Raw genomic sequence first — 23,042 nt, 5'->3', positions numbered from 1 at the left:
TTTTTTTCTCACTCCGATGCCCCAGGATGAGCTTTTCATGAGCACGGTTTCAACGCCTATGGTGAGCAGCGCCCCCTTGATCAACAGAGACCGCGTGATCGACTGGCTGGGCATTGCACCTTTCATTATCTTTTCGCTGCTGTTCCTGATCATCCCCACGCTTTATCTGGTGGCGGGCGCGTTTCTGACGCCCGAGGGTAACTTCACGCTGAAGAATATCGGCGATCTCTTTACCCCGTCGATCATGAGCGCTTACTGGATCAGTATTCGCGTCTCCGTAGCGTCGGCTCTCGGCGGCGCGCTGATCGGCTTTTTCCTCGCCTGGGCCGTGGTGCTCGGCGGCCTGCCCAATTCGGTGCGCTCGACGCTTCTGACCTTCTCCGGCGTCGCCTCGAATTTTGCCGGCGTGCCCCTCGCCTTCGCCTTCCTCGCAACGCTTGGCCGCACCGGCCTCGTGACGGTTTTCCTGCGCGAATGGTTCGACTTCAACCTTTACAGCACCGGCTTTAATCTGCTGTCCTTCTTCGGCCTCACCATCACCTATATGTATTTCCAGATCCCGCTGATGGTGCTGATCCTGACGCCGGCGCTCGACGGCATGAAGAAGGAATGGCGCGAGGCCTCTGAGATCCTGGGCGCCACCAACCGCCAATACTGGACGATGGTTGCCCTGCCGATCCTGTGGCCGAGCCTGCTCGGCACGACGCTGCTGCTCTTCGCCAACGCCTTCGGCGCCATCGCCACCGCCTTTGCACTGACCGGCAGTTCGCTGAACATCGTACCGATCCTGCTCTATGCCCAGATTCGCGGCGACGTCCTGCACAATGCCAATCTCGGTTATGCCATCGCGCTCGGCATGATCGTCATAACAGGCGTCTCCAACGTCCTTTACCTCATGCTGCGCATGCGCGCCGAACGGTGGCAGAAATGAAAGCTCAACGCCTCGGCGCCTGGATCGCCATTATTCTGGGCGCATCCTATTTCGTCATTCCACTGATCGGCACGATCGAGTTTTCGCTGCGCATGCGCCGAGGCGAATATAGCTTCGACGCTTACCAGTCGGTCTTTTCCGATGCCCAGTTCCGCGAGACCTTCGGCTACTCCATGCTGATGGCGCTTCTTACCATCGTCTTCGGCATGCTGCTCGTCGTCCCTACCGCCTACTGGGTGCGGCTGCGCCTGCCGCAGATGCGCCCCGTCGTCGAATTCATCACGCTGCTGCCGCTCGTCATCCCGGCGATCGTCATCGTCTTCGGTTATCTCAGGATGTACAATTCGTCGTCCTACTTGCCGTTGACGGGTTCGACGACCGGCACCAACGTCCTGCTGGTGTTCTCCTACATCACGCTGTCCCTGCCCTATATGTACCGTGCCGTCGACACCGCCATGCGCGCCATTGACGTCCGCACCCTCACGGAAGCGGCAGAGAGCCTCGGCGCGCGCTGGACGACCATCATGTTCCGGTGCATTTTCCCCAATGTCATGAGTGGCGTGCTCTCGGGCGCCTTCATCACGCTGGCGATCGTCATGGGCGAATTCACCTTCGCCGCCCTGCTCAACCGTCCGGCCTTCGGCCCCTACCTGCAGCTTGTCGGCGCCAACAAGGCCTACGAGCCTTCGGCGCTCGCCGTCATCGCCTTCTCGATCACCTGGCTCAGCATGGGCCTGCTCAACCTCGTTTCCCGCTTCGGCAAAGCCCGCCCGGCAAAGGCTTAAGGTAACCGGCTCATGTCTTTTCTCACACTGAACAACATCCAGAAATCCTTCGGCCCGGTGCAGGTCGTCAAGAACTTCAACATGAACATCGAGAAGGGCGAGTTCGTCTCCTTCCTCGGACCGTCGGGCTGCGGCAAGACGACCGTTCTGCGCATGATCGCCGGCTTCGAGACGCCGACCGGCGGCACGCTGAGCATCAACGGCAAGGACCAGAGTTCGCTGAAACCGAACCAGCGCAATATCGGCATGGTCTTCCAGGCCTATGCGCTATTTCCGAATATGACGGTGCACGACAACGTCGCCTTCGGCCTGAAGGTCGCCGGCGCCTCCAAGCCTGAGATCGACGCCCGCGTCAAGGAAATGCTCGGTCTGATCAAGCTCGACCATCTGGCCGACCGCTTCCCCTATCAGATGTCGGGCGGCCAGCAGCAGCGTGTTGCGCTGGCCCGCGCGCTCGCCGTCAAGCCGCAGGTACTGCTGCTCGACGAGCCGCTGTCGGCCCTCGATGCCAAGATCCGCGTGTCGCTGCGCGAGGAAATCCGCCAGATCCAGCAGCAGCTCGGCATCACCACGGTTTTCGTTACCCATGACCAGGAAGAGGCGTTGTCGATCTCCGACCGCATCGTCGTCATGAATGCCGGCAAGGCCGACCAGATCGGTTCGCCCTTCGAAATCTACAATACGCCGGCGACGCGCTTCGTCGCCTCTTTCGTCGGCACGCTGAATCTCATCGAGGCCAAGGTCGTCGACCCCGACGCCAACCTCATCCAGATCGGGGATCAGCAAATCACGTTGAAGCAGTCGGTCGCAGCCCATAAGGCCGGCGAGACCATCTCGCTGGCGCTACGCCCGGAAGCGGGCTCGCTCTCCGACACAGCTAGAAGCGATACGGCGCTGACCGGCCAGGTCGTCTCGGCTCACTTCCTGGGGTCGGTCATCCGCACCCGCATGAATGTCGGCGGCAATGTCATCTCCTTCGACATGTTCAACAGCCCCGGCGTAACCCCGCCGCAGGCCGGCGAAACCGTGACGCTGCGTTTCATGGCAGCTGATCTGCTGGTCATCCGCGACTGATATTCGCGCGCACCGCGCATGCAAAAGGCGCCGCGAAACGGCGCCTTTTCGTTGTCGGAATGACGGAGGAGACAACAGCCTTGTCAGATCCTTCTCGCTTCGGCGAGGGGGAAGGGGCGAAGGTATTCCCACGAATCTCTTCTCCCCGCTGGGGAGAAGGGAAAGGCACCTCAGCGGATCGCCCGGTCGTCCGCATCGAAGCGGTGCACGCGCGCCTGATCCGGCGTCGCATAGACGATCTCATCCGGCTCGTACTGGTGTTCACCGAAGAGGCGGGCCGTCAGCAGGCCGCACTGGTCGGATTCCAGATAGATGATCGTGTCGGCACCGAGATGTTCGACATGCACGACCTTTGCGGCCCAGGCACCCTGCTCGCGCGACAGCGTCATATGTTCGGGACGCACGCCGATCGTCTTGGCGCTGTGATCGCCGACCTTCTCGCCGGCGATGAAATTCATCTGCGGCGAGCCGATGAAGCCGGCGACGAAGACATTGGCCGGGCGGTTGTAAAGTTCCATCGGCGAGCCGATCTGCTCGATCGTGCCGGCATTCAGCACGACGATCTTGTCGGCCAGCGTCATTGCCTCGACCTGGTCGTGGGTGACATAGATCATCGTCGCCTTCAGGCTGCGGTGCAGCCGGGCGATTTCGAGGCGGGTCTGGACGCGCAGCGCCGCATCGAGATTCGACAACGGCTCGTCGAACAGGAAAAGTTCCGGTTCGCGCACGATGGCGCGGCCGATCGCGACGCGCTGGCGCTGGCCGCCTGAGAGTTCGGCCGGCCGCCGCGCCAGATAGGGCGCGAGCGACAGCATGCCCGACGCCTTGCTGACGCGTTTGTCGATCTCATCCTTGGCCGTGCCGGCCTGCTTGAGGCCGAGCCCCATATTGTCCTTGACCGTCAGGTGCGGATAGAGCGCATAGGACTGGAACACCATGGCGATGCCCCGCTTGGCCGGCGGCGTCAGTGTCTCGTCGCGGCCGTTGATAATGACGGCGCCCGAGGTGACGTCCTCAAGGCCGGCGATGCTGCGCAACAGCGTCGACTTTCCGCAGCCCGACGGGCCGACGAAGATCACGAATTCACCGTCCTTGACCTCGAGGTCGATGCCCTTCAGCACCTCATGCGTACCATAGGTCTTGCGGATGGATTTGAGTTGAAGCGATCCCACTGATTTTTCCTTACAATCTGACCGGCTGGCCGGTGCGCACGCTCTCGTCGGCGGCAAGGCAGATGCGTAGCGACGCCACCGCATCCGCCATATGGCGATCGAGGTTCAGATCCTCGCGGATCGCCCTCAGCATGAAGGCCTGTTCCAGGTCGCAGAGTGCCTGATGACCGGGCTCGCCCGTCATCCTCATGTCCTGGTCGGGCCGGATGAACTTGCCGTCCGGGCCGGTTTCGGCCGTATGCAGACGGATCACGGAAGTTTTGGTGTGGGTGTCGATATCGTCGGACTTGGCGTTCGGATCCATGACGATCGACACCGCGCCCTTCGGCGACATCACGTCCTTCACGAAGAAGGCGGTCTCCGAAATCATCGGCCCCCAGCCAGCCTCGTACCAGCCGACCGAACCATCCTCGAAGAGCACCTGCAGTTGACCGTAATTGTACATGTCTGCGGCGATCTCATCGGAGAGGCGCAGCCCCATGCCGCGCACCTCGACGGCTCTCGCATCGGTGATCTGGCACATGACGTCGACATAATGCACGCCGCAATCGACGATCGGCGAGGTCGTACGCATCAGCGACTTGTGCGTCGCCCAGGTCGGGCCGCTGGACTGCTGGTTGAGGTTCATGCGGAAGACGTAAGGCGGGCCGAGCTTGCGCGCCTCCTCGATCAGTTTCGTCCAGGACGGGTGGTGGCGAAGGATATAGCCGATCACCAGCTTGCGCCCCGTTTTCTTCGCCGCCGACACCACCCGCTCGGCGTCGGCGACCGTGGTCGCCAGCGGCTTCTCCACGAAGACATGGCAGCCGGCCTCGAAGGCGGCGACGGCATAATCGGCATGGCTGTCGGAATAGGTGTTGATCGAGCAGAGATCCGGCTTCAGTTCGGCAAGCGCCGTCATGAAATCGGGATGAACCGTATAGGCCTGCAGTTCGGGCTCCAGCTTCGCCGGGGAGCGGTTGACCAGACCGATAATCTCGAAACCTGGATCGTTGTGATAGGCAAGCGCATGGCTGCGGCCCATATTGCCGAGGCCGGCGACGAGAACGCGGATCGGTTTTTCCTGGCTCACTTGACGGCTCCCGAGGTGATGCCGCGGATCAGCTGCCGCGAGAAGATGACGTAGAGGATCAGGATCGGCAGGATCGCCAGCGACAGCGCTGCCAGCACCGCATTCCAGTTGGTGACGAACTGGCCGATGAAGATCTGCGAGCCGAGCGTCACGGTCTTGGTGGCCTCGGCGGGCGCCAGGATCAGCGGGAACCAGAGATCGTTCCAGATCGGGATCATGGTGAAGACGGCGACCGTCGCCATGGCGGGGCGCACCAGCGGCAGCACCAGGCGGAAGAAGATCGCATATTCGGAAAGCCCGTCGATACGGCCGGCATTCTTCAGATCGTCCGAGACCGTGCGCATGAATTCCGACAGGATGAAGATCGCCAGCGGTATGCCTTGCGCGGTATAGACGAGGATCAGCGCCGTCAGCGTATTGACGAGGCCGGCCGCCACCATGCCCTGCAGGATGGCCACCGTGCCGAGCCGGATCGGGATCATGATGCCGATCGCCATATAGAGCCCGAGCAGCAGATTGCCGCGGAAGCGGTATTCCGATAGTGCGAAGGCGGCCATGGCGCCGAAGAGCAGCACCAGCAGGATCGAGACGATCGTCACAATGAAGCTGTTCTGGAAATAGGTGGCGAAATCGCCCTGCCCCAGCACCGTCTGGTAACCGACCAGGCTGAATGTCGACGGCGTCGGGATCATCAGCGGCTCGCGGAAGATCGAGGCGCGATCCTTGAACGAGTTGACGATGGTCAGGAACACGGGAAACAGCGCGACCAGTGTGTAGGCGCTGAGCGCCAGATGCACGAGGCCGGTGCGGATGGGAGATGTGCGTGCCTTGGACATGCGCGCTCCTCAGAACTGGTAGCGACGCATGCGCCGCTGGATGACGAAGAGATAAAGCGAGACGCCGGCGAGGATGATGAGGAACATCACGGTGGCGATCGTCGCGCCCATCGAGCGGTCGCCGAGCTGAAGCTGGAAACCGAAGAAGGTGCGGTAGAGCAGCGTGCCGAGAATATCGGTCGACATATCGGGCCCTGCAAGCGCCCCCTGCACCGTGTAGATCAGGTCGAAGGCGTTGAAATTGCCGACGAAAGTCAGGATCGAGATGATGCCGATTGCCGGCAGGATGAGCGGCAGCTTGATCTTCCAGAATTGCGCCCAACCGGTAACGCCGTCGCATTCGGCCGCTTCGATCACCTCTTCGGGAATGCTGAGCAGCGCGGCATAGATCAGCATCATCGGAATGCCGATATATTGCCAGTTGGAGATCAGCGACACGGCGATCAGCGCCGAGCCGGGCTTGCCGAGCCAGGGCGCGAACAGGAATTTGAGCCCGATGAGATCGAGCATCCAGGGTGCCACGCCCCAGATCGGCGAGAGGATCAGCTTCCAGATGAAGCCGACGATGACAAAGGAAAGCAGCGTCGGCAGGAACATCGCCGTGCGGTAGAAGGCCACACCGCGCAGCTTCGGCACCGAAAGCAGGGCGGCGAGCGCAATGCCGATCGGGTTCTGCACGCACATGTGGATGGCGAAGAAGATCAGGTTGTTGACCAGGGCGTTCCAGAAATCATGCGCCCAGCGCGGATCGCCGAACAGCACCTTGAAATTCGCAAGCCCGACGAAGGCTGGCTGCCCGTCGACCGTATTGTAGAGCGAAAGCCTGAGCGTTTCGATGAGCGGCAGCACCATGACGGCGGAATAGACGATCACCGCGGGCAGCATGAAAACGAAGATGTGCCAGCGCACGGGGCGCTTGATCGGGACGATATCGGCCGCGTTGTCGGTTTGGCTCATGGCGTTTGCCTGTTCTCGTCGACTGGCCGCAATCGTGCGGACGCAGATGGAAGATGTTGCGCCTCACCCGAACTCTCTGCCGACCGGGAGAGAGGCAATGCCCTGCTGGGATGCTAAATCGAGCTGAGAGGTCGCTGCGAGTCTCCTTCTCCCCGCAAGCGGGGAGAAGGTGCCGGCAGGCCGGATGAGGGGCTGCAAACGCCGCCCCTGATCACATCACTTGGCCGGCTTGTACCAGCTGTCGAGGCCCTTCTGGAGCTTTTCGGCAGCGACCTTCGGCGTGTCCGTGCCGTTGATCACGTTGGCCGATTCGACCCAGGTCTCGTTTTCGAGGTTCGGCGTGCCGCGCGACAGGATCTGATAGGTCGAGCGCACGGTCGACTTGTACGGGCCGCGCCAGGAAACGAATTCCTGAGCGAGCGGATCGGACATCTTGACCGGGTTGGAGTTCAGGCTGAAGAAGCCCGGCAGCGCATTAGCGTATATATCGGCGAATTCAGGCGAAGCGACCCAGCTGAGGAACTTCTTGGCTTCCTCGGCATGCGTGCTCTTCGCGTTCAGGGCGACGCCGATATCGGGATGGTCGGAGATGTAGCCCGTGTCGCCGGCCTTCGGAACCGGCGGCGGGAAGGCGCCCATCTTGAACTGCGCCTGCGTGTTGAAGAGCGCGATTTCCCAGGAACCGGCCGGATAGATCGCGGCGCGGCCGAGCGTGAAGAGGTTCTGGCTGTCCGAGTAGGTCTGGGCTTCGAAACCGTCGCCGAGATAGGGCTTCCACTTGGCAAGTTCTTCGTAGGGCTTTACCCATTCCGGATCGGTCAGCTTCTGCTTGCCGGCGATCAGGGCTTCGCGGCCCTCTTCACCCTTCCAGTAGTTCGGGCCGATGTTCTGGTAGCCCATGGTCGCGGCTTCCCAGAGGTCTTTCGTGCCCATGGCAAGCGGAATGTAGGTGCCGTCGGCCTTGATCTTGTCGAGCGCTGCGAAGAACTCGTCTTCCGTCTTCGGCACCGAGATGCCGAGCTTGTCGAAGGCATCCTTGTTGTAGATGAAGCCGTGAATGACTGAGGCCATCGGTACGCAGAAGGTCGACTTGCCGTCGTCGGTGGTCCAGGCGGCCTTGGCGACGGCTGAGAAATTCTCCATGCCCGGCAGGCTGGTGATGTCGACGAGCTGCTTCTTGTTGAAGAGTTCCAGCGAAGCGTCGAACGGACGGCAGGTGATGATGTCGCCTGCGGAGCCGGCATCGAGCTTGGCGTTCAGCGAGGCATTGTATTCGGTCGGCGCGGTCGGCGAGAAGACGATCTTGATGCCCGGGTTCTTCGCTTCGAAGGCCGGAATGATCTTCTCCTGCCAGATCTGCAGGTCGTCGTTACGCCAGCTTTCGACCGTCAGCGTGACGTCGGCGGCATGCACGAGACCGGCTGACGTCAGCAGGCTGGAGGCAAGCAGCAAGCTTTTCAGAGCAGTGTTTTTCATTTCCCTCTCCTGTGTTTTGAGCGCCGCAAGGCGCTGTTTTCGATCTGAAACAAGCAATTGGTGTGCTTGAGGAAACACCCAACGCCTCTTGGAGGGCCGCCAGCACCTGCCGGCCCCGAAAGCTCGACGGACGCAAAGGCGGATCGCTTGCGGCCGGACTGCGCACTGCCCCATGACCGGCATCGGGCGCGGCAAAATTGATCGGGAAAAGCCGATGGATGCCGAATTTTGCCACCAGCCTGACAGGCGGCGGGTCGTTCTCTCGATCATCCTCGAAGCGGTTCCGGCTTGGCTTTGCTGCCGGTTTTCGCGGGCTTCGATGTGCTGTTCCCTTTTGCCGAATTAAGGCCAAAAAAATACCAATTGTCCAGTCTATTTTAACTTTTCGGCCTTCAAAAATTCATTAAAAAATTTTATCCAGCAAAATCAATTAGATAAAAAGCCGAATTTTCTCAACCATTCCCACTTGGTAAATGGTATTTTTTTGGTATTGTAATAAAAACACAGGGAACGGCGTATTCGGAGGCCCGATGACGGAGCTTGCAATCGGCATAGACGGCGGCGGAACGAGCTGCCGCGCCGCGGTCGCAGACAGAAACGGAAATATCATCGGCCGCGGCAAAGCGGGCCCGGCCAATATCCTGTCCGACCTGGAAAACTCTCTTCTCAACATCGTCGAATCTGCCCGGCAGGCGCTGCGCGATGCCGGGCTTGCAGATGAAACAATCTCCTCTGTCGCTGCTGTCGTCGGTGTCGCCGGCGCCAATGTCACGGATTACGGCGAGCGAATCGAAAAGGCCCTGCCCTTTGCCGAAGGCCGGGTCGTCACCGATGCGCTGATTGCCCTGCAGGGTGCGCTTGGCGACGACGACGGCATCGTCGGCGCCTTCGGCACCGGCTCGGTTTATAATGCCCGCAGGAATGGCCGGCTGAACGGCATCGGCGGCTGGGGCTTCGTCGTCGGCGACCAGGCAAGCGGCGCCCGCCTCGGCCGCGACCTCATGGAACGCTCGCTGCTTGCCCATGATGGCGTGCACCCGGCTTCTGCGATCACCGAAGCGCTGATGACCGAATATGGCGACGACCCTGAGCGCATCGTTGAATTCGCGCATTCGGCAAGACCGACGGATTTTGCTCGCTATGCGCCTGTTGTCTTCGAATATGCGGCCAAGGGCGATGCCGTCGCGGTAGGTATCGTCACGGATGCGGCAACGGCGATCGGCGAAAGCCTCGACGCACTGCTCTGGCCCGAATGCTCGTCGATCTGCCTGCTCGGAGGCCTGGCCGGAGCCTATGAGCCGTGGCTTTCCGAACGTTACAGATCGCGGCTTGCCAGTCCCAAGGGCGATGCCCTGCAGGGTGCGGTGGAACTTGCCGTCAAGCTTTTGAACGACCGGCAGAGAGGTGCGGCATGACTGACGACCTCGCTACCCTTCTTTCCCTGCAACGCCTGCAGGCAGCCGGCACCGGCCCGCTCTACGTCAAACTTCGCCGCACGCTCGAAGAGGCCGTACGCACCGGCACGCTCGGCCACGGCGATGCGCTGCCGCCGGAACGCGACATCGCCGAATTCGCCGCTGTCAGCCGTGTCACCGTGCGCAAGGCGATCGACGAACTCGTTGCCGACGGCCTCTTGGTGCGCCGCCATGGCTCCGGCACCTTCGTCGCCAAACCGGTTTCCAAGGTCGAGCAGCGCCTGTCGCAGCTCACCTCCTTCACCGAGGACATGGCGCGGCGCGGCATGTCTTCCCGCTCCGAATGGCTGCACAAGGGTGTCCACACCCCCTCGCCCGACGAGATGATGATCCTCGGTCTCGGCACCGACGTGAAAGTTTCGCGCCTGTCGCGCCTGCGCATTGCCGACGACCAGCCGCTGGCGATCGAGAATGCCAGCGTCTCCGGTGAATTCCTGCCCGATCCGTCCGTCGTCACCAATTCGCTCTACGCCGAACTGGAACGCCTCCAGGTCCGCCCGGTGCGCGCCGTGCAGCGCATTTCCGCAACCAATATGAAGGAAGCCGACGCCCAGCTTCTCGGCGTCCCCGTCGGCGCCGCCGGCCTGTCGATCGAGCGCATCTCTTATCTCGGCTCCGGCCGCGCCGTGGAATTCACCCGCTCGCTCTATCGCGGCGATGCCTATGACTTCGTCGCGGAGCTGACGATCGCGGTGACCTGAGCCTACCAGAAGCGGGCGATCCAAAGCTGGTTTCCGGCGAGTTCGTCGAAGATCGCATCGGCGGAGATAATCGGTATCCCATTCTGCATGGCGGTCGCCGCAAGAAGCCGGTCGAACGGATCGCGATGCGTCCAGTCCATCATGGCTGCAGCCAGACAGATTTCCGGTGTCAGGCCCGCGGTAATGCCACCCTGTTCCTGCAGCAGTTCCGGCAGCCGGCCGATGAAAGGCTCCATCTCTGGCCATTTGCCGAGACGGACCTTCTGCCCGATTTCAAAAAGGGATATCGGGCTGACGAGAATAGTCTCCGCCTTTTCGACCAGAGCGACCGCCTTGCCCGAAAGCCGCTCGTCGCCGGTCAGCGACCATGCCCAGGCATGCGTGTCGAGCAGAAGCGAATTCACTCGATCCCTTCCCAGGCAGCAAGATCGCTTTCATCCATGGGCTGGAAAAAGTCCGGCCCATTTCCAGCAACCTGTCCCTTGAGTAGTCCGATCTTGAAGGAAGATTGCGCAATCGGAATGATCTTCACGACAGGCTTGTGCCCTTTGGCGATCACCACTTCCTCACCGGAAAGGGCGGCGTCGATCAACTTCGACAGATTGGTCTTCGCGGCATGAATGGTAACCTGCATCGCAGCCCTCATTAGCTAAGTTAGCTAATCATATCATCTCACCGTGAATTCCGCTAGCGAATTCGAAAAGCCAAAATGCGGATGATTATTGAACTATATCAAAAGCATAAAGCCGGAAAGTGAATCACTTCCCGGCTTTCATTCATTGAATCAGTTCCTGAACGCGCCGCCTCAAGCGCCTGCGAAGACTCGCCAAATCAGGCCGCGTCCTCGATCTCCTCGTCCGCCTTGCGCGGCACGTAGTTCAGCACCGGTCCGAGCCAGCGCTCGACTTCGGAAACCTCCATGCCCTTGCGCTTGGCATAGTCTTCCACCTGATCGCGCTCCACCTTGGCGACGCCGAAATAATAGGAGTCGGGGTGGCCGATATAGAGACCCGAGACGGATGAGCCGGGCCACATCGCGTAGCTTTCCGTCAGCTTCACGCCCGCGTTATGTTCCGCATCGAGCAGCTTGAAGAGGGTCTTCTTCTCCGTGTGATCAGGCTGAGCGGGGTATCCGGGCGCCGGACGGATGCCGGCATAGGCCTCGGTGATGAGATCCTCGTTGCTGAGCTGCTCATCCCTCGCATAACCCCAATATTCGCGCCGCACCTGCTCGTGCATGCGCTCGGCGAAAGCTTCGGCGAAGCGGTCGGCCAGCGCCTTGACGAGGATCGAGGAATAGTCGTCGTTCGCCCGCTCAAACCGTTCGGCGATGGCGATCTCCTCGATGCCGGCCGTCACCACGAAGCCGCCGACATAGTCCTGCACGCCGCTTGTGACAGGCGCCACGAAATCCGAGAGCGCCACATTCGCCCGCCCATCGCGCTTCGAAAGCTGCTGGCGCAAGGTGTAGAAGGTGGCAAGCTCCTCGCTGCGGCTTTCATCGGTGAACAGCCGAATGTCGTCGCCGACGGCGCCGGCCGGCCAGAAGCCGATGACGGCGCGCGGCCGGAACCACTTCTCGTCGACGATCTTCTTGAGCATCGCCTGGGCGTCGGCCCAGAGCGACCGCGCTGCCTCGCCCTGCTTCTCGTCTTCGAGAATGGCCGGGAAACGGCCGCGCAGTTCCCAGGTCTGGAAGAACGGCGTCCAGTCGATATACCGTGCAAGCTCGGCCAGATCGTAATCTTCGAACACCCGGGTGCCGAAGAACTGCGGCTTCGTCGGCTTGTAGGCCGGCCAGTCAATCTTGTGCGCATTTTCGCGGGCCCGCGGCAGCGGCAGACGCACCTTCTCGGCTTCGCTGCGGGCATGAGCGGCCGCCACCTTGGCATATTCGGCTCTGACGTCATCGACATAGCCCTGCCGCGTTTCCGGCGACAGCAGCGCCGAGACGACGCCGACAGCGCGGCTCGCATCGGTGACGTAGATCGCCTGGCCCCTGTTGTAGCCGGGATGGATCTTGACCGCCGTGTGCACACGGCTGGTCGTCGCCCCACCGATCAGCAGCGGGATGTCGAAACCCTGCCGTTCCATTTCGGCCGCGACATGCACCATCTCGTCGAGCGACGGCGTGATCAGGCCGGAAAGGCCGATGACGTCGACCTTTTCGGCAATCGCCGTTTCCAAAATCTTCGTCGCCGGCACCATGACGCCGAGGTCGACGATCTCGTAATTGTTGCAGGCAAGCACGACACCGACGATGTTCTTGCCGATATCGTGCACGTCACCCTTGACCGTCGCCATCAGGATCTTGCCGGCCGACTGGCGATCGTCGCCGCCTGTGAGGCGCTTTTCCTCTTCCATGTAGGGCAGCAGCACGGCGACCGCCTGCTTCATGACGCGCGCCGACTTGACCACCTGCGGCAGGAACATCTTGCCCGAACCGAAGAGATCGCCGACCACGTTCATGCCGGCCATCAGCGGCCCTTCGATGACATGCAGCGGCCGGGCGGCCTGCTGGCGCGCCTCCTCGGTATCGGCTTCGATATACTCTGTAATACCGTTGACCAGCGCATGCTCAAGGCGCTTCTCTACGCTCCATTCGCGCCAGGAAAGGTCCTGGATCCGGCCCTCCTTGGCTCCGGCGCCGCGGAAACGCTCGGCCACTTCCAGCAGTCGCTCGGTGCTGTCGGGACGGCGGTTCAGCACCACGTCTTCGCAGGCCTCGCGCAATTCGGGGTCGATGTTGTCGTAGACGGCAAGCTGACCGGCATTGACGATGCCCATGTCCATGCCCGCCTGGATGGCGTGATAGAGGAACACGGCGTGCATCGCCTCGCGCACCGGCTCGTTGCCGCGGAACGAGAAGGACAGGTTCGAAACGCCGCCTGATATATGGACGAGCGGCATGCGCTCGCGGATCGTCCGCGTCGCCTCGATGAAGTCGACGCCGTAATTATTGTGTTCTTCGATGCCGGTGGCGACCGCGAAGATGTTCGGGTCGAAGATGATGTCCTCGGGCGGGAAGCCGATCTTTTCCGTCAAAAGCTTATAGGCGCGGGTGCAGATTTCCACCTTGCGCTGATAATTGTCGGCCTGCCCCGTCTCGTCGAAGGCCATGACGACGACGGCGGCGCCGTAATTGCGCAGGAGCCTCGCCTGGGCGAGGAAATTCTCCTCGCCTTCCTTCAGCGAGATCGAGTTGACGATCGGCTTGCCCTGGACGCGCTTCAGGCCGGATTCGATGATCGAGAATTTCGAACTGTCGATCATCACGGGTACGCGGGCGATATCGGGCTCGGCGGCGATCAGGTTGAGGAACTCGACCATTGCCTTTTCGGAATCGATCAGGCCCTCGTCCATGTTGATGTCGATCACCTGGGCGCCGTTCTCGACCTGGTCGCGCGCGACATCGAGCGCTGCCGTGTAATCGGCATTGGTGATCAGCTTGCGGAACTTCGCCGAGCCGGTGACGTTGGTGCGCTCGCCGACATTGACGAAGGGAATGTCCTTGGTCAGTTCGAAGGGCTCGAGGCCCGACAGCGACATGAAGGGGCGGTGTTCGGGAAGCGGCCGCGGCTTGTACTTGGCGACGGTCTCGGCAATCGCCCGGATGTGCTCCGGCGTCGAGCCACAGCAGCCGCCGACGATATTAACCAGGCCTTCGCGAGCGAAGCTGTCGATCTGCGCCGCCATCAGCTCCGGCGTCTCGTCATACTGGCCGAACTCGTTCGGCAGGCCGGCATTCGGATAGGCGCAGATGAAGGTGTCGGCAACACCCGAAAGCTCCTGCAGATGCGGGCGCATCGCGTTGGCGCCAAGCGCGCAGTTGAGGCCGATCGTGAAGGGATTGGCGTGGCGCACCGAATTCCAGAAGGCCGACGGCGTCTGGCCGGACAGCGTGCGACCGGAAAGGTCGGTGATCGTGCCGGAGATCATCACCGGCAGGCGCACGCCCTTGGCCTCGAAGCGCTCCTCGCAGGCGAAGATCGCCGCCTTGGCGTTCAGCGTGTCGAAGATCGTCTCGATCAGAATGATGTCGGCGCCGCCGTCGATCAGGCCGTCGATCTGCTCGCCATAGGCAGAGCGCAGATCATCGAAGGTGACGGCGCGGAAACCGGGATTGTTGACATCGGGCGAGATCGAGGCGGTGCGGTTGGTCGGGCCGATGGCGCCGGCGACGAAGCGGCGGCGGCCGTCCTCGCGCTCGGCGCGCAGTGCCGCGCGGCGGACGATCTCCGCACCTTCCTTGTTGAGGTCGTAGACCGCATTTTCCATCTCGTAATCGGCTTGGGCGATGCGGGTCGAGGAGAAGGTGTTGGTCTCGAGAATATCGGCGCCGGCCTTGGCGTATTTGTAATGGATCTCTTCGATCGCATCCGGCTGGGTCAGGATCAGAAGGTCGTTATTGCCCTTCTGGTGGCAGGCGCAGCCGATGAAGCGGGTGCCGCGGAACTGGTCTTCGTCATAACCCAGCCCCTGGATCTGCGTGCCCATGGCGCCGTCAAGGACGAGGATGCGCTCGCTGGCGGCTTTGCGCAGCGCTGCGAAAACTTCACTGCCGTCACGTTTGCCCGTTTCCGGACCAAAGAGAGTATCAAACACGGGAGGGCTCCTTGACGTCATAAGACCAGACATCCAAATCACATAAAGATATCTTTATGTCAATATATGCCTGTCGATTTCGTGCTTTGCAAGCCTCGCCAGATGACAGGCTTGAACGGCCTCTATATAGGCAATTGACACGCATTGCCCACCAAATCGGAGGAGTATCATGGCACCCGCAACCGGCAACGCCGCGCTTGGCAACTGGACGAGCCGCGCCTATCACCGCGACTGGCTGCTGGCCCAGGCAAACGGCCTTTTCGATTTCTTCCAGCACAATTCGGTCAACCCGAGGGGCGGCTTCTACGATCTCGACGATAGCGGCGAGCCGCTCGACGCCGAGGGCCAGGTCCGCAACATCCATATCGCCGCGCGCGCCGTGCATTGCTTCGCCATCGGCGCCCTGCTCGGCCGTCCGGGTGCTGCCGACGTCGTCGACCACGGCATGGACTATCTCTGGAACCACCACCGCGACCGCAAGAATGGCGGCTATTTCTGGTCGCTCGACAAGAATGGTCCGGTCGACAGCAACAAGCAGGGCTACGGCCACGCCTTCGTGCTGTTGGCCGCCGCCTCCGCCAAGACCATCGGCCATCCGCTCGCCGACGGCATGCTTGATGACATCACCCAGATTCTCAACACGAAGTTCTGGGAACCGCGCCACGGCGCGATCGCCGAGGAATTCACCGCCGACTGGCAGCCGCTCGACGGCGGCGCCTATCGCGGCCAGAACTCCAACATGCACCTGACCGAAGCACTGATGGCCGCCTTCGAAGCGACCGGCGACAAGGAATACCTCAGCAAGGCCGAAAGCATCGCCGATCTCGTCATCCGCCGCGCCGCCGGCTCGGTCGACTGGCGCGTCGGCGAACATTTCGACGCCGAATGGAAGCTCGACAAGCAATACTATCATCCGAACGAAATGTTCCGCCCGGCCGGCACGACGCCCGGCCACTGGCTGGAATGGGCCCGCCTCATCCTGCAGCTCTGGGTGCTCGGCGGCAAACGCATCGAATGGATGCCGGATGCGGCCAAAGCCCTCTTCGAGCAATCGATGGCGCTCGGCTGGGACAGTGACAAGGGCGGCTTCTTCTATACGCTCGACTGGAACGACAAGCCCGCCAAGCGCAACAAGCTCTGGTGGCCGGCCTGCGAGGGCGCTGCCGCCGCGCATTTCCTCAATGAACATCTGCCGAGCGACTACCACGAGGCATGCTACCGCAAGATCTGGAACGTGATCGAACGCGCCTTCATCGACCACAAGAACGGCGGCTGGCACGAGGAACTGACGGAGGACCTCGTTCCCTCGCATTCGCTGTTCCCCGGCAAGGGCGACATCTATCACGCCCTGCAGGCCTGCCTCATTCCGCTCTTCCCGGCAACCGGCAGCCTGACAAAGGGCATTGCCGAGGCTGGCGGCAGGCTCTAAAGCGTGTCGCGATCTTTCGGATTCGCTTGTCCGCTTTAGGTCATTGTGTGCGCATGTCTTTATCGCAAAAACCGCTGCACACTTTTGCGAGACATGCTCTGAGCGTCAGTAACCCGGCGCCCGCAGTTCGGCAGCCGGGTTGCGCTGGAACCACTCGACATCCTCGTTGACGCGATCGAGATCGTCCTGCACGTCACGCTGGTCGCGGCGAATATCGTGCATGTCGTCCTCCAGATCCTCGATCCGCCGCCGCAGTTCGGACCGGTCGCCATCCTTGGCGTCCTTCAACCTGTCGGAAAGCTCGTCGATCTCAGCCTCCTTAGAGCTGTAATCGTTCTGCATCGAATTGAGGCGCTCCTGCAGGCCGTGCTGCTTTGCTCCGAGATTGAAGCCGCGCAGGAAACCCGAGGCGGCTTCAGGCGGGCAGACATTGGCGTAGCCGCTGCCCGCCTGGCCGCGCGCCAGGCCGCTGAGCGGCGTGCAGTAGCGCACCAGGCCGGTCTGGTATCCCTGGAACCAGATCGTCTGGTCGGGCACGATTTTCACCCGCTCGCAGGATTTCGCATGGGCAGCGAAACGCTGCTGCGGCTCATAGCCGGAAGCGCCATCGCTCTCGCCGATCACCCGCCAGTCGGCGGCGACACATTCCTCCTTGGAGAGCGTGTTGCAAGAGGCAAGGAGAAGGCCGAAGCCGATGGCAGCGGCAAGCGCAAGGAAGAGGCGGATCATGGCGTCCCGGAGGAGTTAAGGAAGGCGATGGCGCACCTTAACCGCAGGATCCGCCCGCGTCACCCGAGCGGCGACGCGAATTTGCAATTTTCATGGCTTTTTTCTGTCAAAATTACGGCAACTCGGAAGGCCCTCTCAGAGCGGCGCCAGCCGCAGCGTATCCAGATCCTTCGCCAGCATCAGCGCCAGGGCCTCGACCACAAGATTATGGTCGTCGCGCTGCGGCAGGCCGGAAACGGTGACGGCGCCGATGCAGCCGGTGCCCTTGACGTTGATCGGGAAACTGCCGCCATGCGGCGCGTAATCGTCGCCGGAAAGGCCGTTGTCCTCGACGGTCTTGCCGTCCTTTTTCAGCTTCAGGCCCGAGGCATAGCTGCTGCGGAAATAGCGGAACACCATATTGCGCTTGCGGCGGACCCAGTTGACGTTGTCGGGCGTCACGCCGGGCAGCGCCGCGTAGAAGACCGGCATCGAGTGCAGGGTCACGTCGATGGCGATGCCGAGGCCGCGCTCGGTGGCGAGTTCCTGCAGCAGTTTGCCGAGCTGCCATGCCGTCGCCAGGTCGAAGGCATCGAAGCTCAGCGCTTTTTCCTGCTCCGCGATCCGGTTGAGATCGTCGTCGAGTGTCATGATAGGGCGCTCCTCTGCCGCAATGATCCGTTGCAGACCATTCTCGCCAGAGGCAAAAAAGTAAAGCAAAACTTGGATCTGTCCGAGAGCCTTTCCTGGTTAGATTGAAGCATTCTGCCGGAGCAGGTTTTCGTCAGGGCAGAGGCGATTGGCGATGGGCATACCCCAAGGTACGTCTGACCCGATCGCCTCTGATCCTGGCGGAAAGATGCCCGGCCCACCGGCCGCACCGCTTCGCCGAGGCGAAGCGATCAGTGCGTCCGGCGCTTCCCAAGTCTTGCAGATTTGCTTGGCAAATCTGCGGGAGGGTTGGCTGAAACGGGCCGCCTGCTCGACCGGCCGACTCCGTTTGAGCCAACAGAATGCTTCAATCTAACCAGGAAAGGCTCTGAGATCAGAGCTTCGGCGTCAGCATCTCGAAACGGTCGCGTATTGTGGCGCAGGTATCGCCGCCGAGCCGCGCGATGGCATCGACCGCGGCCGGATCGACATGCAGCCGCTCCGGATCGACGACGCCGTCGCGGTAATGTGCATAGACGATCTCGCCCATGACGATCTGCCGCGAGCGACCGAGTTCCAGCGTCACATGCCGCCGGCATTCGAAGGCGGCCGGCGCCTCGGCGATATACGGCGAAGCCACCTTCTCGCCTGATATCGCCGTCAAGCCTGCCTCCCTCAACTCGTCGACGCCGCGCGGATATTTGGCGCCGCAGACATGCATGGCCTCGGCAATCGCGAAGGAGACGATGTTGACGGTAAAAACCTCGGTCATGCGGATATTGTGGCCGGTGTCCTTGAACGACATGTCGGCATTGTTCTCGACCCCGATCGCGAGAATCGGCGGATCGGCCGACAGGCAGTTGAAGAAGCTGAAGGGGGCGGCGTTGATCCGGCCGTGTTCATCGACCGTCGTCACCAGCGCGATCGGCCGCGGAATGATCGTGCCGATCATCAGCTTGTAACGCTCGCGCTCGGAAAGCTCTTTGAAGTCGAAGGAAACGGCCATGGCTCAGCCGTGCTTCCCGGCCGGCGAGAAGGCGCTCATCGCGCCGGTGAAGGGTTTCGGCAACGGCGAGGCATAGGAGCCACGCTTGCTGGTGGAAAGCCCGAGCGAGACCAGCGCCTCGGCCTGCTTGACGGCGGCCGAGACACCGTCGACGACGGGCACGCCGTAAAAATCCTGCAGTTGACGCGCCAGATCGGTCATGCCGGCGCAGCCGAGCACGATCGCCTCGGCGCCGTCTTCTTCAAGCGCTCGCTCGATCTCTGCCCTGAGCTTGCCGATCGCGCCCGATGCCGCATCTTCGAGCTCCAGCACCGGAATGTCGGAGGCGCGCACCTTGGCGCGCGCGCCCATGCCGTAGCGGCGCACCAGATTGTCGATCAACACCCGCGAGCGTTCCAGCGTTGTCACCACGGTAAAGCGCTGCGCCAGGAAACCCGCCGTCGCGACGGCGGATTCGCAAAGCCCGAGGATCGGGACCTCGGCGAAACTCCGCGCCGCTTCGAGCCCGGTATCGTCGAAGCAGGCGATGACAGCTGCGTCGTAGCCGGCCGCCTGCCGTTCCTTCAGTTCGGCAAGCAGGCCCGGGATCGCCAGCGCCCCGTCATAATGGCCCTCGATGGAGACAGGCCCCATGCGTGAGGTGGCGGCGATGATCTCGGTGCCGGATGCGGCCACCGCGCGCGCGGCGGTCGCCGCCTTCTCGGTCATGGAGGCGGTGGTATTGGGATTGACGATGAGAATGCGCATGTCAGTTGATCTTTGCCTGTCGCCGGCTGAGCATGGTCATGATGCCGAGCGCAATGAGAATGATGGTGAAGGAAAACAGTGTCGTCACCGTGCCGAGCGCATAGAGCACCGGCGTCGTGACATTCGTCGTCATGCCGTAGATTTCGAGCGGCAGCGTATTGTAAGTGCCCGACGTCATCAACGTCCGGGCGAACTCGTCATAGGAGAGCGTGAAGCCGAACAGGCCGACGCCGATCAGGCTCGGCGCGATCATCGGCAGCACGACATGGCGGAAGGTCTGCCAGGATGTGGCGCCGAGGTCGCGAGCCGCCTCCTCATAGGCCGGCGAGAAACGGTTGAAGACGGCGAACATGATCAGCACGCCGAAGGGCAGCGTCCAGGTGAGATGCGCGCCGAAGGCCGAGGAATACCAGGCGGGTTTGAGCCCGCCCTCCTGGAAGACGACGCCGATGCCGAGCGAGACGATGATCGACGGCACGACCAGGCTGGCGACGGTGGCATAGAACAACACGGTCGAACCGCGGAAACGGCGGCGGAAGGCAAGCCCGGCAAGCAGCGACACGATGACGGTCACGACCATGACCATCAGCCCGAGCGAAAAGGAGCGCCGGAAGGAGGCGCCGAAATCGCCGACCGCCTGCTTTTCGAACAGGTTGAAGAACCAGTGCGTGGAGACGCCGTTCATCGGGAAGGTCAGGCCGCCGTCCGGTCCCTGGAAGGAGAGGATCAGGATCGCCGAGAGCGGGCCGTAAAGGAACAGCACGAAGACGACGAAGAAGATCGCCAGCAGATAGAATTCGAGGCCGCGTTTTTCGTGGTTCATCTCAAAGCTCCTTGCGGATATCGACGACGCGCAGGATCGCCGCGACCATCAGCAGCACGACGGCAAGCAGCACGACGGCATTGGCCGCCGCCGCCGGATATTGCAGCAGCGACATCTGGTTCTTCATCATCAGCGCCACCGAGGCGCTCTGGCCGCCGGACATCACCTGCACCGTCGAGAAATCGGCCATGACGAGCGTGACGACGAAGATCGTGCCGATCGCCATGCCGGGTTTGGCAAGCGGAATGACGACATTCCACAGCACCTGCCAGCCGGATGCGCCGGCATCGCGCGCCGCCTCGAACAGCGATCGGTCGATGCGCATCAGCGTGTTGAAGATCGGCGTCACCATGAACAGCGTGTAGAGATGCACCATGGCGAGCACGACAGCGAAATCGGAATAGAGCAGCCATTCGATCGGCTGCGGGATGATGCCCATCTCGATCAGCGTCGAATTGACCAGGCCGTTGCGCCCGAGCACCGGGATCCACGAGATCATGCGGATGATGTTCGAGGTCATGAACGGCACAGTGCAGACGAGAAAGAGGATCATCTGCGTCGAGGTCTTGCGGATGTGGAAGGCCAGGAAATAGGCGGCCCAAAAGCCGATGACGAGCGTCAGCGCCCAAACGATGGCGGTGAATTTCAGCGTGTTGAGATAGGTCTTCCAGGTTACCCACGAACCGAGCGTATCGGTGTAGTTCATCGTCAGGAAGTCGGGATAGAGGCCGGCGAAGTCGTAATCCCAGAAGCTGACGACCGCGATCATAGCGATCGGCAGCAGGAAGAAGAAGCCGAGAATGGCGATCAGCGGCGTCGCCTGGAGATAGGAGATGGCTGAGGGGGAGAGGCGGAAGGCGCGGCTGCGGCGGCTGTGCTCTTCCGTGTCTATTGCGATAGTTGCCATATCCCGTTCTCCGTTCTGATTACGTCAGGTTGGACGAAGGCGCGTGCCGCCCCCTCATCCGCCTGCCGGCACCTTTACCTGGGTCGAGCCGCTGGTCTCGACCCGTCCTCCGGACCCCCGCTGGGGAGAAGAGAATCGTGGCAGCGTCCCGGCCACCGCGAACCTTGCTTTCGAATGGGAAGGTTCAAAGACCCCTCCCCAACCCTCCCCACATTGCCGCACCCTCGCCGGGCTCCCCCTTCTCCCCAGCGGGGAGAAGATGCCGGAAGGGCAGATGAGGGGGCGGAGCGAAGCGACGTCTTGAGCGTCAGCGAAAGACAAGGCTGCCCCGCCCTGAAACATCAGGCAGCGATGAACTCGTTCCAGCGGCGGACCATGTAGCGGTCTTCGTCCATCACCGAGTTCCAGCAGGCAACCGCACCCATGCGGGCTTCGAAGGCGCCGCCGTCGCGCACGGCTCCGGCCTTTTCCATGACCTTGCCCTCGGGCGACAGGATATCGCCCTGCGCCGGCTTGCCCTCGATCCAGTATCCCCACTCGTCTGCCGTCATGAAGTTCTTGGCGGTTTCCATGCAGGCGGAATAGTAGCCCTGGCGGTTGAGGTAGCCGCCGACCCAGCCCGACGTGTACCAGTTGATATATTCATAGGCCGCGTCGAGTTCGGCGCCCTTGAGGTGCGAGGCAAGGCCGAGGCCGCCGCCCCAGGCGCGGTAGCCTTCCTTGAGCGGCTGATACTTGCAGGCGATGCCCTTGGAGCGGACGGCGGCCACGGCCGGCGACCACATGGACTGGATGACGACTTCGCCCGAGGCCATCAGGTTGACCGACTCGTCGAAGCTCTTCCAGAAGGCGCGGAACTGACCGTCGCCCTTGGCCTTGATCAGGAATTCGATCGTCTTGTCGATCTCTTCCTTGGTCATGTTGCCCTTGTCGGCATATTTGATGTTGCCCATGGCTTCCATGATCATCGCCGCATCCATGATGCCGATCGACGGGATGTTGAGGATCGAGGTCTTGCCCTTGAACTTCGGGTCCATGATATCGGCCCAGCTGGTGATGTCGCGGCCGACGAGATCCGGGCGGATGCCGAGCGTATCGGCGTTGTAGATGGTCGGAACCATCGTCATCCACTGCGTCGGCTCCTTGGCGAACTTCTTGGAATCCTGCCCCTCGACGAAGCCGACCGTGTGCGGCGCGGTGCCCTGGGCGATGACGCTGTCCGGCTTCATCTTGCCGTTGATGAACAGCGGCACGATCTTGTCGTAATATTTGAGCTTCTTGACGTCCATCGGCTGCAGCACGCCCGTCGGGAACACCTTCTTGGCGATCCAGTATTCGATGTCGGCAATGTCGTAGCTGTCGGGCTGGGTGACGGCGCGCTGGGCGGCGGCGTCGGAATCGGTTGCCGTCATCTCCAGCGTGATGCCGAGATCGGCTTTGCACTTCTCGGCGATGGCATTGATATTCGAAACACCGGTGCCGAACTGGCGAAGCGTGATGTTGGTCTTCGCCCAAATGGTGGGAAAGCCGGTGAGAGCGCCGGAGCCGGCAATGGCGCCGACGGCGGCAGCACCCGTCTTCAACAGGGTGCGGCGGGAAAGACCATTCGCGGCCTTGGTCGATGTCGTTTCAGTCGTCATGTCAGTTCCCCTTTTTGTTGATGCGGAAGGCTGGTTGTTGATGGTGA

The 23,042-nt window shown here is 61.8% G+C and carries 21 protein-coding genes; 6 read left to right on the top strand and 15 right to left on the bottom strand.

The window, feature by feature from the left end; all coding sequences use genetic code 11:
• The first annotated feature begins 37 nt into the window (after positions 1-37).
• From EFD56_RS21735 to EFD56_RS21725, 3 genes are read left to right on the top strand one after another with little or no spacing between them, the layout of a single operon-like run.
• Positions 38-931: an ABC transporter permease gene (locus EFD56_RS21735; protein WP_004668498.1), complete on the top strand. Its 894-nt coding sequence runs from the start codon at positions 38-40 to the stop codon at positions 929-931.
• A complete protein-coding gene (locus EFD56_RS21730; RefSeq protein ID WP_004668496.1) occupies positions 928-1,716 on the top strand; it encodes an ABC transporter permease in 789 nt (262 codons plus the stop codon). The genes EFD56_RS21735 and EFD56_RS21730 overlap by 4 nt, the downstream gene beginning before the upstream one ends.
• A gap of 12 nt (positions 1,717-1,728) precedes the next feature.
• On the top strand, positions 1,729-2,790 hold the full coding sequence (locus EFD56_RS21725; protein WP_004668493.1) for an ABC transporter ATP-binding protein: 1,062 nt from the start codon (positions 1,729-1,731) through the stop codon (positions 2,788-2,790).
• 170 nt (positions 2,791-2,960) lie between these two features.
• Here EFD56_RS21725 and EFD56_RS21720 read toward each other — a convergent pair whose 3' ends face one another.
• From EFD56_RS21720 to EFD56_RS21700, 5 genes are all read right to left on the bottom strand, one after another.
• Entirely contained in the window at positions 2,961-3,962 is a 1,002-nt protein-coding gene (locus EFD56_RS21720; protein WP_085742910.1) for an ABC transporter ATP-binding protein, read from the bottom strand.
• 10 nt (positions 3,963-3,972) lie between these two features.
• Positions 3,973-5,034: a Gfo/Idh/MocA family protein gene (locus EFD56_RS21715; RefSeq protein WP_085742911.1), complete on the bottom strand. Its 1,062-nt coding sequence runs from the start codon at positions 5,032-5,034 to the stop codon at positions 3,973-3,975.
• Positions 5,031-5,870 carry a carbohydrate ABC transporter permease gene (locus EFD56_RS21710; RefSeq protein ID WP_004678195.1) on the bottom strand — a complete coding sequence of 280 codons (840 nt, stop codon included), beginning with the start codon at positions 5,868-5,870 and terminating at the stop codon, positions 5,031-5,033. Before EFD56_RS21710 ends, EFD56_RS21715 begins: the two co-directional genes overlap by 4 nt.
• 9 nt (positions 5,871-5,879) lie before the next feature.
• A complete protein-coding gene (locus tag EFD56_RS21705) occupies positions 5,880-6,827 on the bottom strand; it encodes a carbohydrate ABC transporter permease (protein WP_037140325.1) in 948 nt (315 codons plus the stop codon).
• Positions 6,828-7,043: 216 nt separating this feature from the next.
• Positions 7,044-8,303, bottom strand: a complete 1,260-nt coding sequence (locus EFD56_RS21700) for an ABC transporter substrate-binding protein (protein WP_037140327.1) — start codon at positions 8,301-8,303, stop codon at positions 7,044-7,046.
• Positions 8,304-8,833: 530 nt separating this feature from the next.
• Here EFD56_RS21700 and EFD56_RS21695 point away from each other — a divergent pair.
• A complete protein-coding gene (locus tag EFD56_RS21695; protein ID WP_064818659.1) occupies positions 8,834-9,718 on the top strand; it encodes a glucosamine kinase nucleotide-binding domain-containing protein in 885 nt (294 codons plus the stop codon).
• Positions 9,715-10,479 carry a GntR family transcriptional regulator gene (locus tag EFD56_RS21690; protein WP_037140330.1) on the top strand — a complete coding sequence of 255 codons (765 nt, stop codon included), beginning with the start codon at positions 9,715-9,717 and terminating at the stop codon, positions 10,477-10,479. Before EFD56_RS21695 ends, EFD56_RS21690 begins: the two co-directional genes overlap by 4 nt.
• Before the next feature lie 2 nt (positions 10,480-10,481).
• Here EFD56_RS21690 and EFD56_RS21685 read toward each other — a convergent pair whose 3' ends face one another.
• From EFD56_RS21685 to metH, 3 genes are all read right to left on the bottom strand, one after another.
• Positions 10,482-10,883 carry a type II toxin-antitoxin system VapC family toxin gene (locus EFD56_RS21685; protein WP_064828083.1) on the bottom strand — a complete coding sequence of 134 codons (402 nt, stop codon included), beginning with the start codon at positions 10,881-10,883 and terminating at the stop codon, positions 10,482-10,484.
• Positions 10,880-11,113 (bottom strand): type II toxin-antitoxin system Phd/YefM family antitoxin, encoded by a 234-nt coding sequence (locus tag EFD56_RS21680; protein WP_085742912.1) that lies wholly within the window; start codon positions 11,111-11,113, stop codon positions 10,880-10,882. The genes EFD56_RS21685 and EFD56_RS21680 overlap by 4 nt, the downstream gene beginning before the upstream one ends.
• 197 nt (positions 11,114-11,310) lie before the next feature.
• Complete coding sequence (gene metH / locus EFD56_RS21675; RefSeq protein ID WP_085742913.1) at positions 11,311-15,084, bottom strand: methionine synthase; 3,774 nt, start codon at positions 15,082-15,084, stop codon at positions 11,311-11,313.
• Between the two features lie 169 nt (positions 15,085-15,253).
• Here metH and EFD56_RS21670 point away from each other — a divergent pair, with 169 nt between their 5' ends.
• Complete coding sequence (locus EFD56_RS21670; protein WP_126906252.1) at positions 15,254-16,513, top strand: AGE family epimerase/isomerase; 1,260 nt, start codon at positions 15,254-15,256, stop codon at positions 16,511-16,513.
• A 105-nt stretch (positions 16,514-16,618) separates the two neighbouring features.
• Here EFD56_RS21670 and EFD56_RS21665 read toward each other — a convergent pair whose 3' ends face one another.
• The 7 genes from EFD56_RS21665 to EFD56_RS21635 all read right to left on the bottom strand — a co-directional run bounded on the left by EFD56_RS21665 (position 16,619) and on the right by EFD56_RS21635 (position 22,995).
• Positions 16,619-17,242 (bottom strand): DUF2799 domain-containing protein, encoded by a 624-nt coding sequence (locus EFD56_RS21665; protein ID WP_126906251.1) that lies wholly within the window; start codon positions 17,240-17,242, stop codon positions 16,619-16,621.
• A gap of 135 nt (positions 17,243-17,377) precedes the next feature.
• The gene (locus EFD56_RS21660) at positions 17,378-17,872 is read right to left on the bottom strand and encodes a heme-degrading domain-containing protein (RefSeq protein ID WP_004678211.1); all 495 of its coding nucleotides are present in this window, start codon (positions 17,870-17,872) and stop codon (positions 17,378-17,380) included.
• A 394-nt stretch (positions 17,873-18,266) separates the two neighbouring features.
• Complete coding sequence (locus tag EFD56_RS21655; RefSeq protein ID WP_126906250.1) at positions 18,267-18,878, bottom strand: flavin reductase family protein; 612 nt, start codon at positions 18,876-18,878, stop codon at positions 18,267-18,269.
• Positions 18,879-18,881: 3 nt separating this feature from the next.
• Positions 18,882-19,625: an aspartate/glutamate racemase family protein gene (locus EFD56_RS21650; protein WP_126906249.1), complete on the bottom strand. Its 744-nt coding sequence runs from the start codon at positions 19,623-19,625 to the stop codon at positions 18,882-18,884.
• A 1-nt stretch (position 19,626) separates the two neighbouring features.
• Positions 19,627-20,448: an ABC transporter permease gene (locus EFD56_RS21645; RefSeq protein WP_097602314.1), complete on the bottom strand. Its 822-nt coding sequence runs from the start codon at positions 20,446-20,448 to the stop codon at positions 19,627-19,629.
• Position 20,449: 1 nt separating this feature from the next.
• Complete coding sequence (locus EFD56_RS21640) at positions 20,450-21,355, bottom strand: ABC transporter permease (protein WP_126906248.1); 906 nt, start codon at positions 21,353-21,355, stop codon at positions 20,450-20,452.
• A gap of 341 nt (positions 21,356-21,696) precedes the next feature.
• Entirely contained in the window at positions 21,697-22,995 is a 1,299-nt protein-coding gene (locus EFD56_RS21635) for an ABC transporter substrate-binding protein (RefSeq protein ID WP_012484556.1), read from the bottom strand.
• Positions 22,996-23,042 lie beyond the last annotated feature (47 nt).

Source organism: Rhizobium phaseoli, assembly GCF_003985125.1.
In the GTDB taxonomy this organism is placed as follows: Bacteria; Pseudomonadota; Alphaproteobacteria; order Rhizobiales; family Rhizobiaceae; genus Rhizobium; species Rhizobium phaseoli.
Note: the sequence above shows the minus strand (reverse complement) of the source record. Positions and strands in the feature narration are given on the sequence as shown.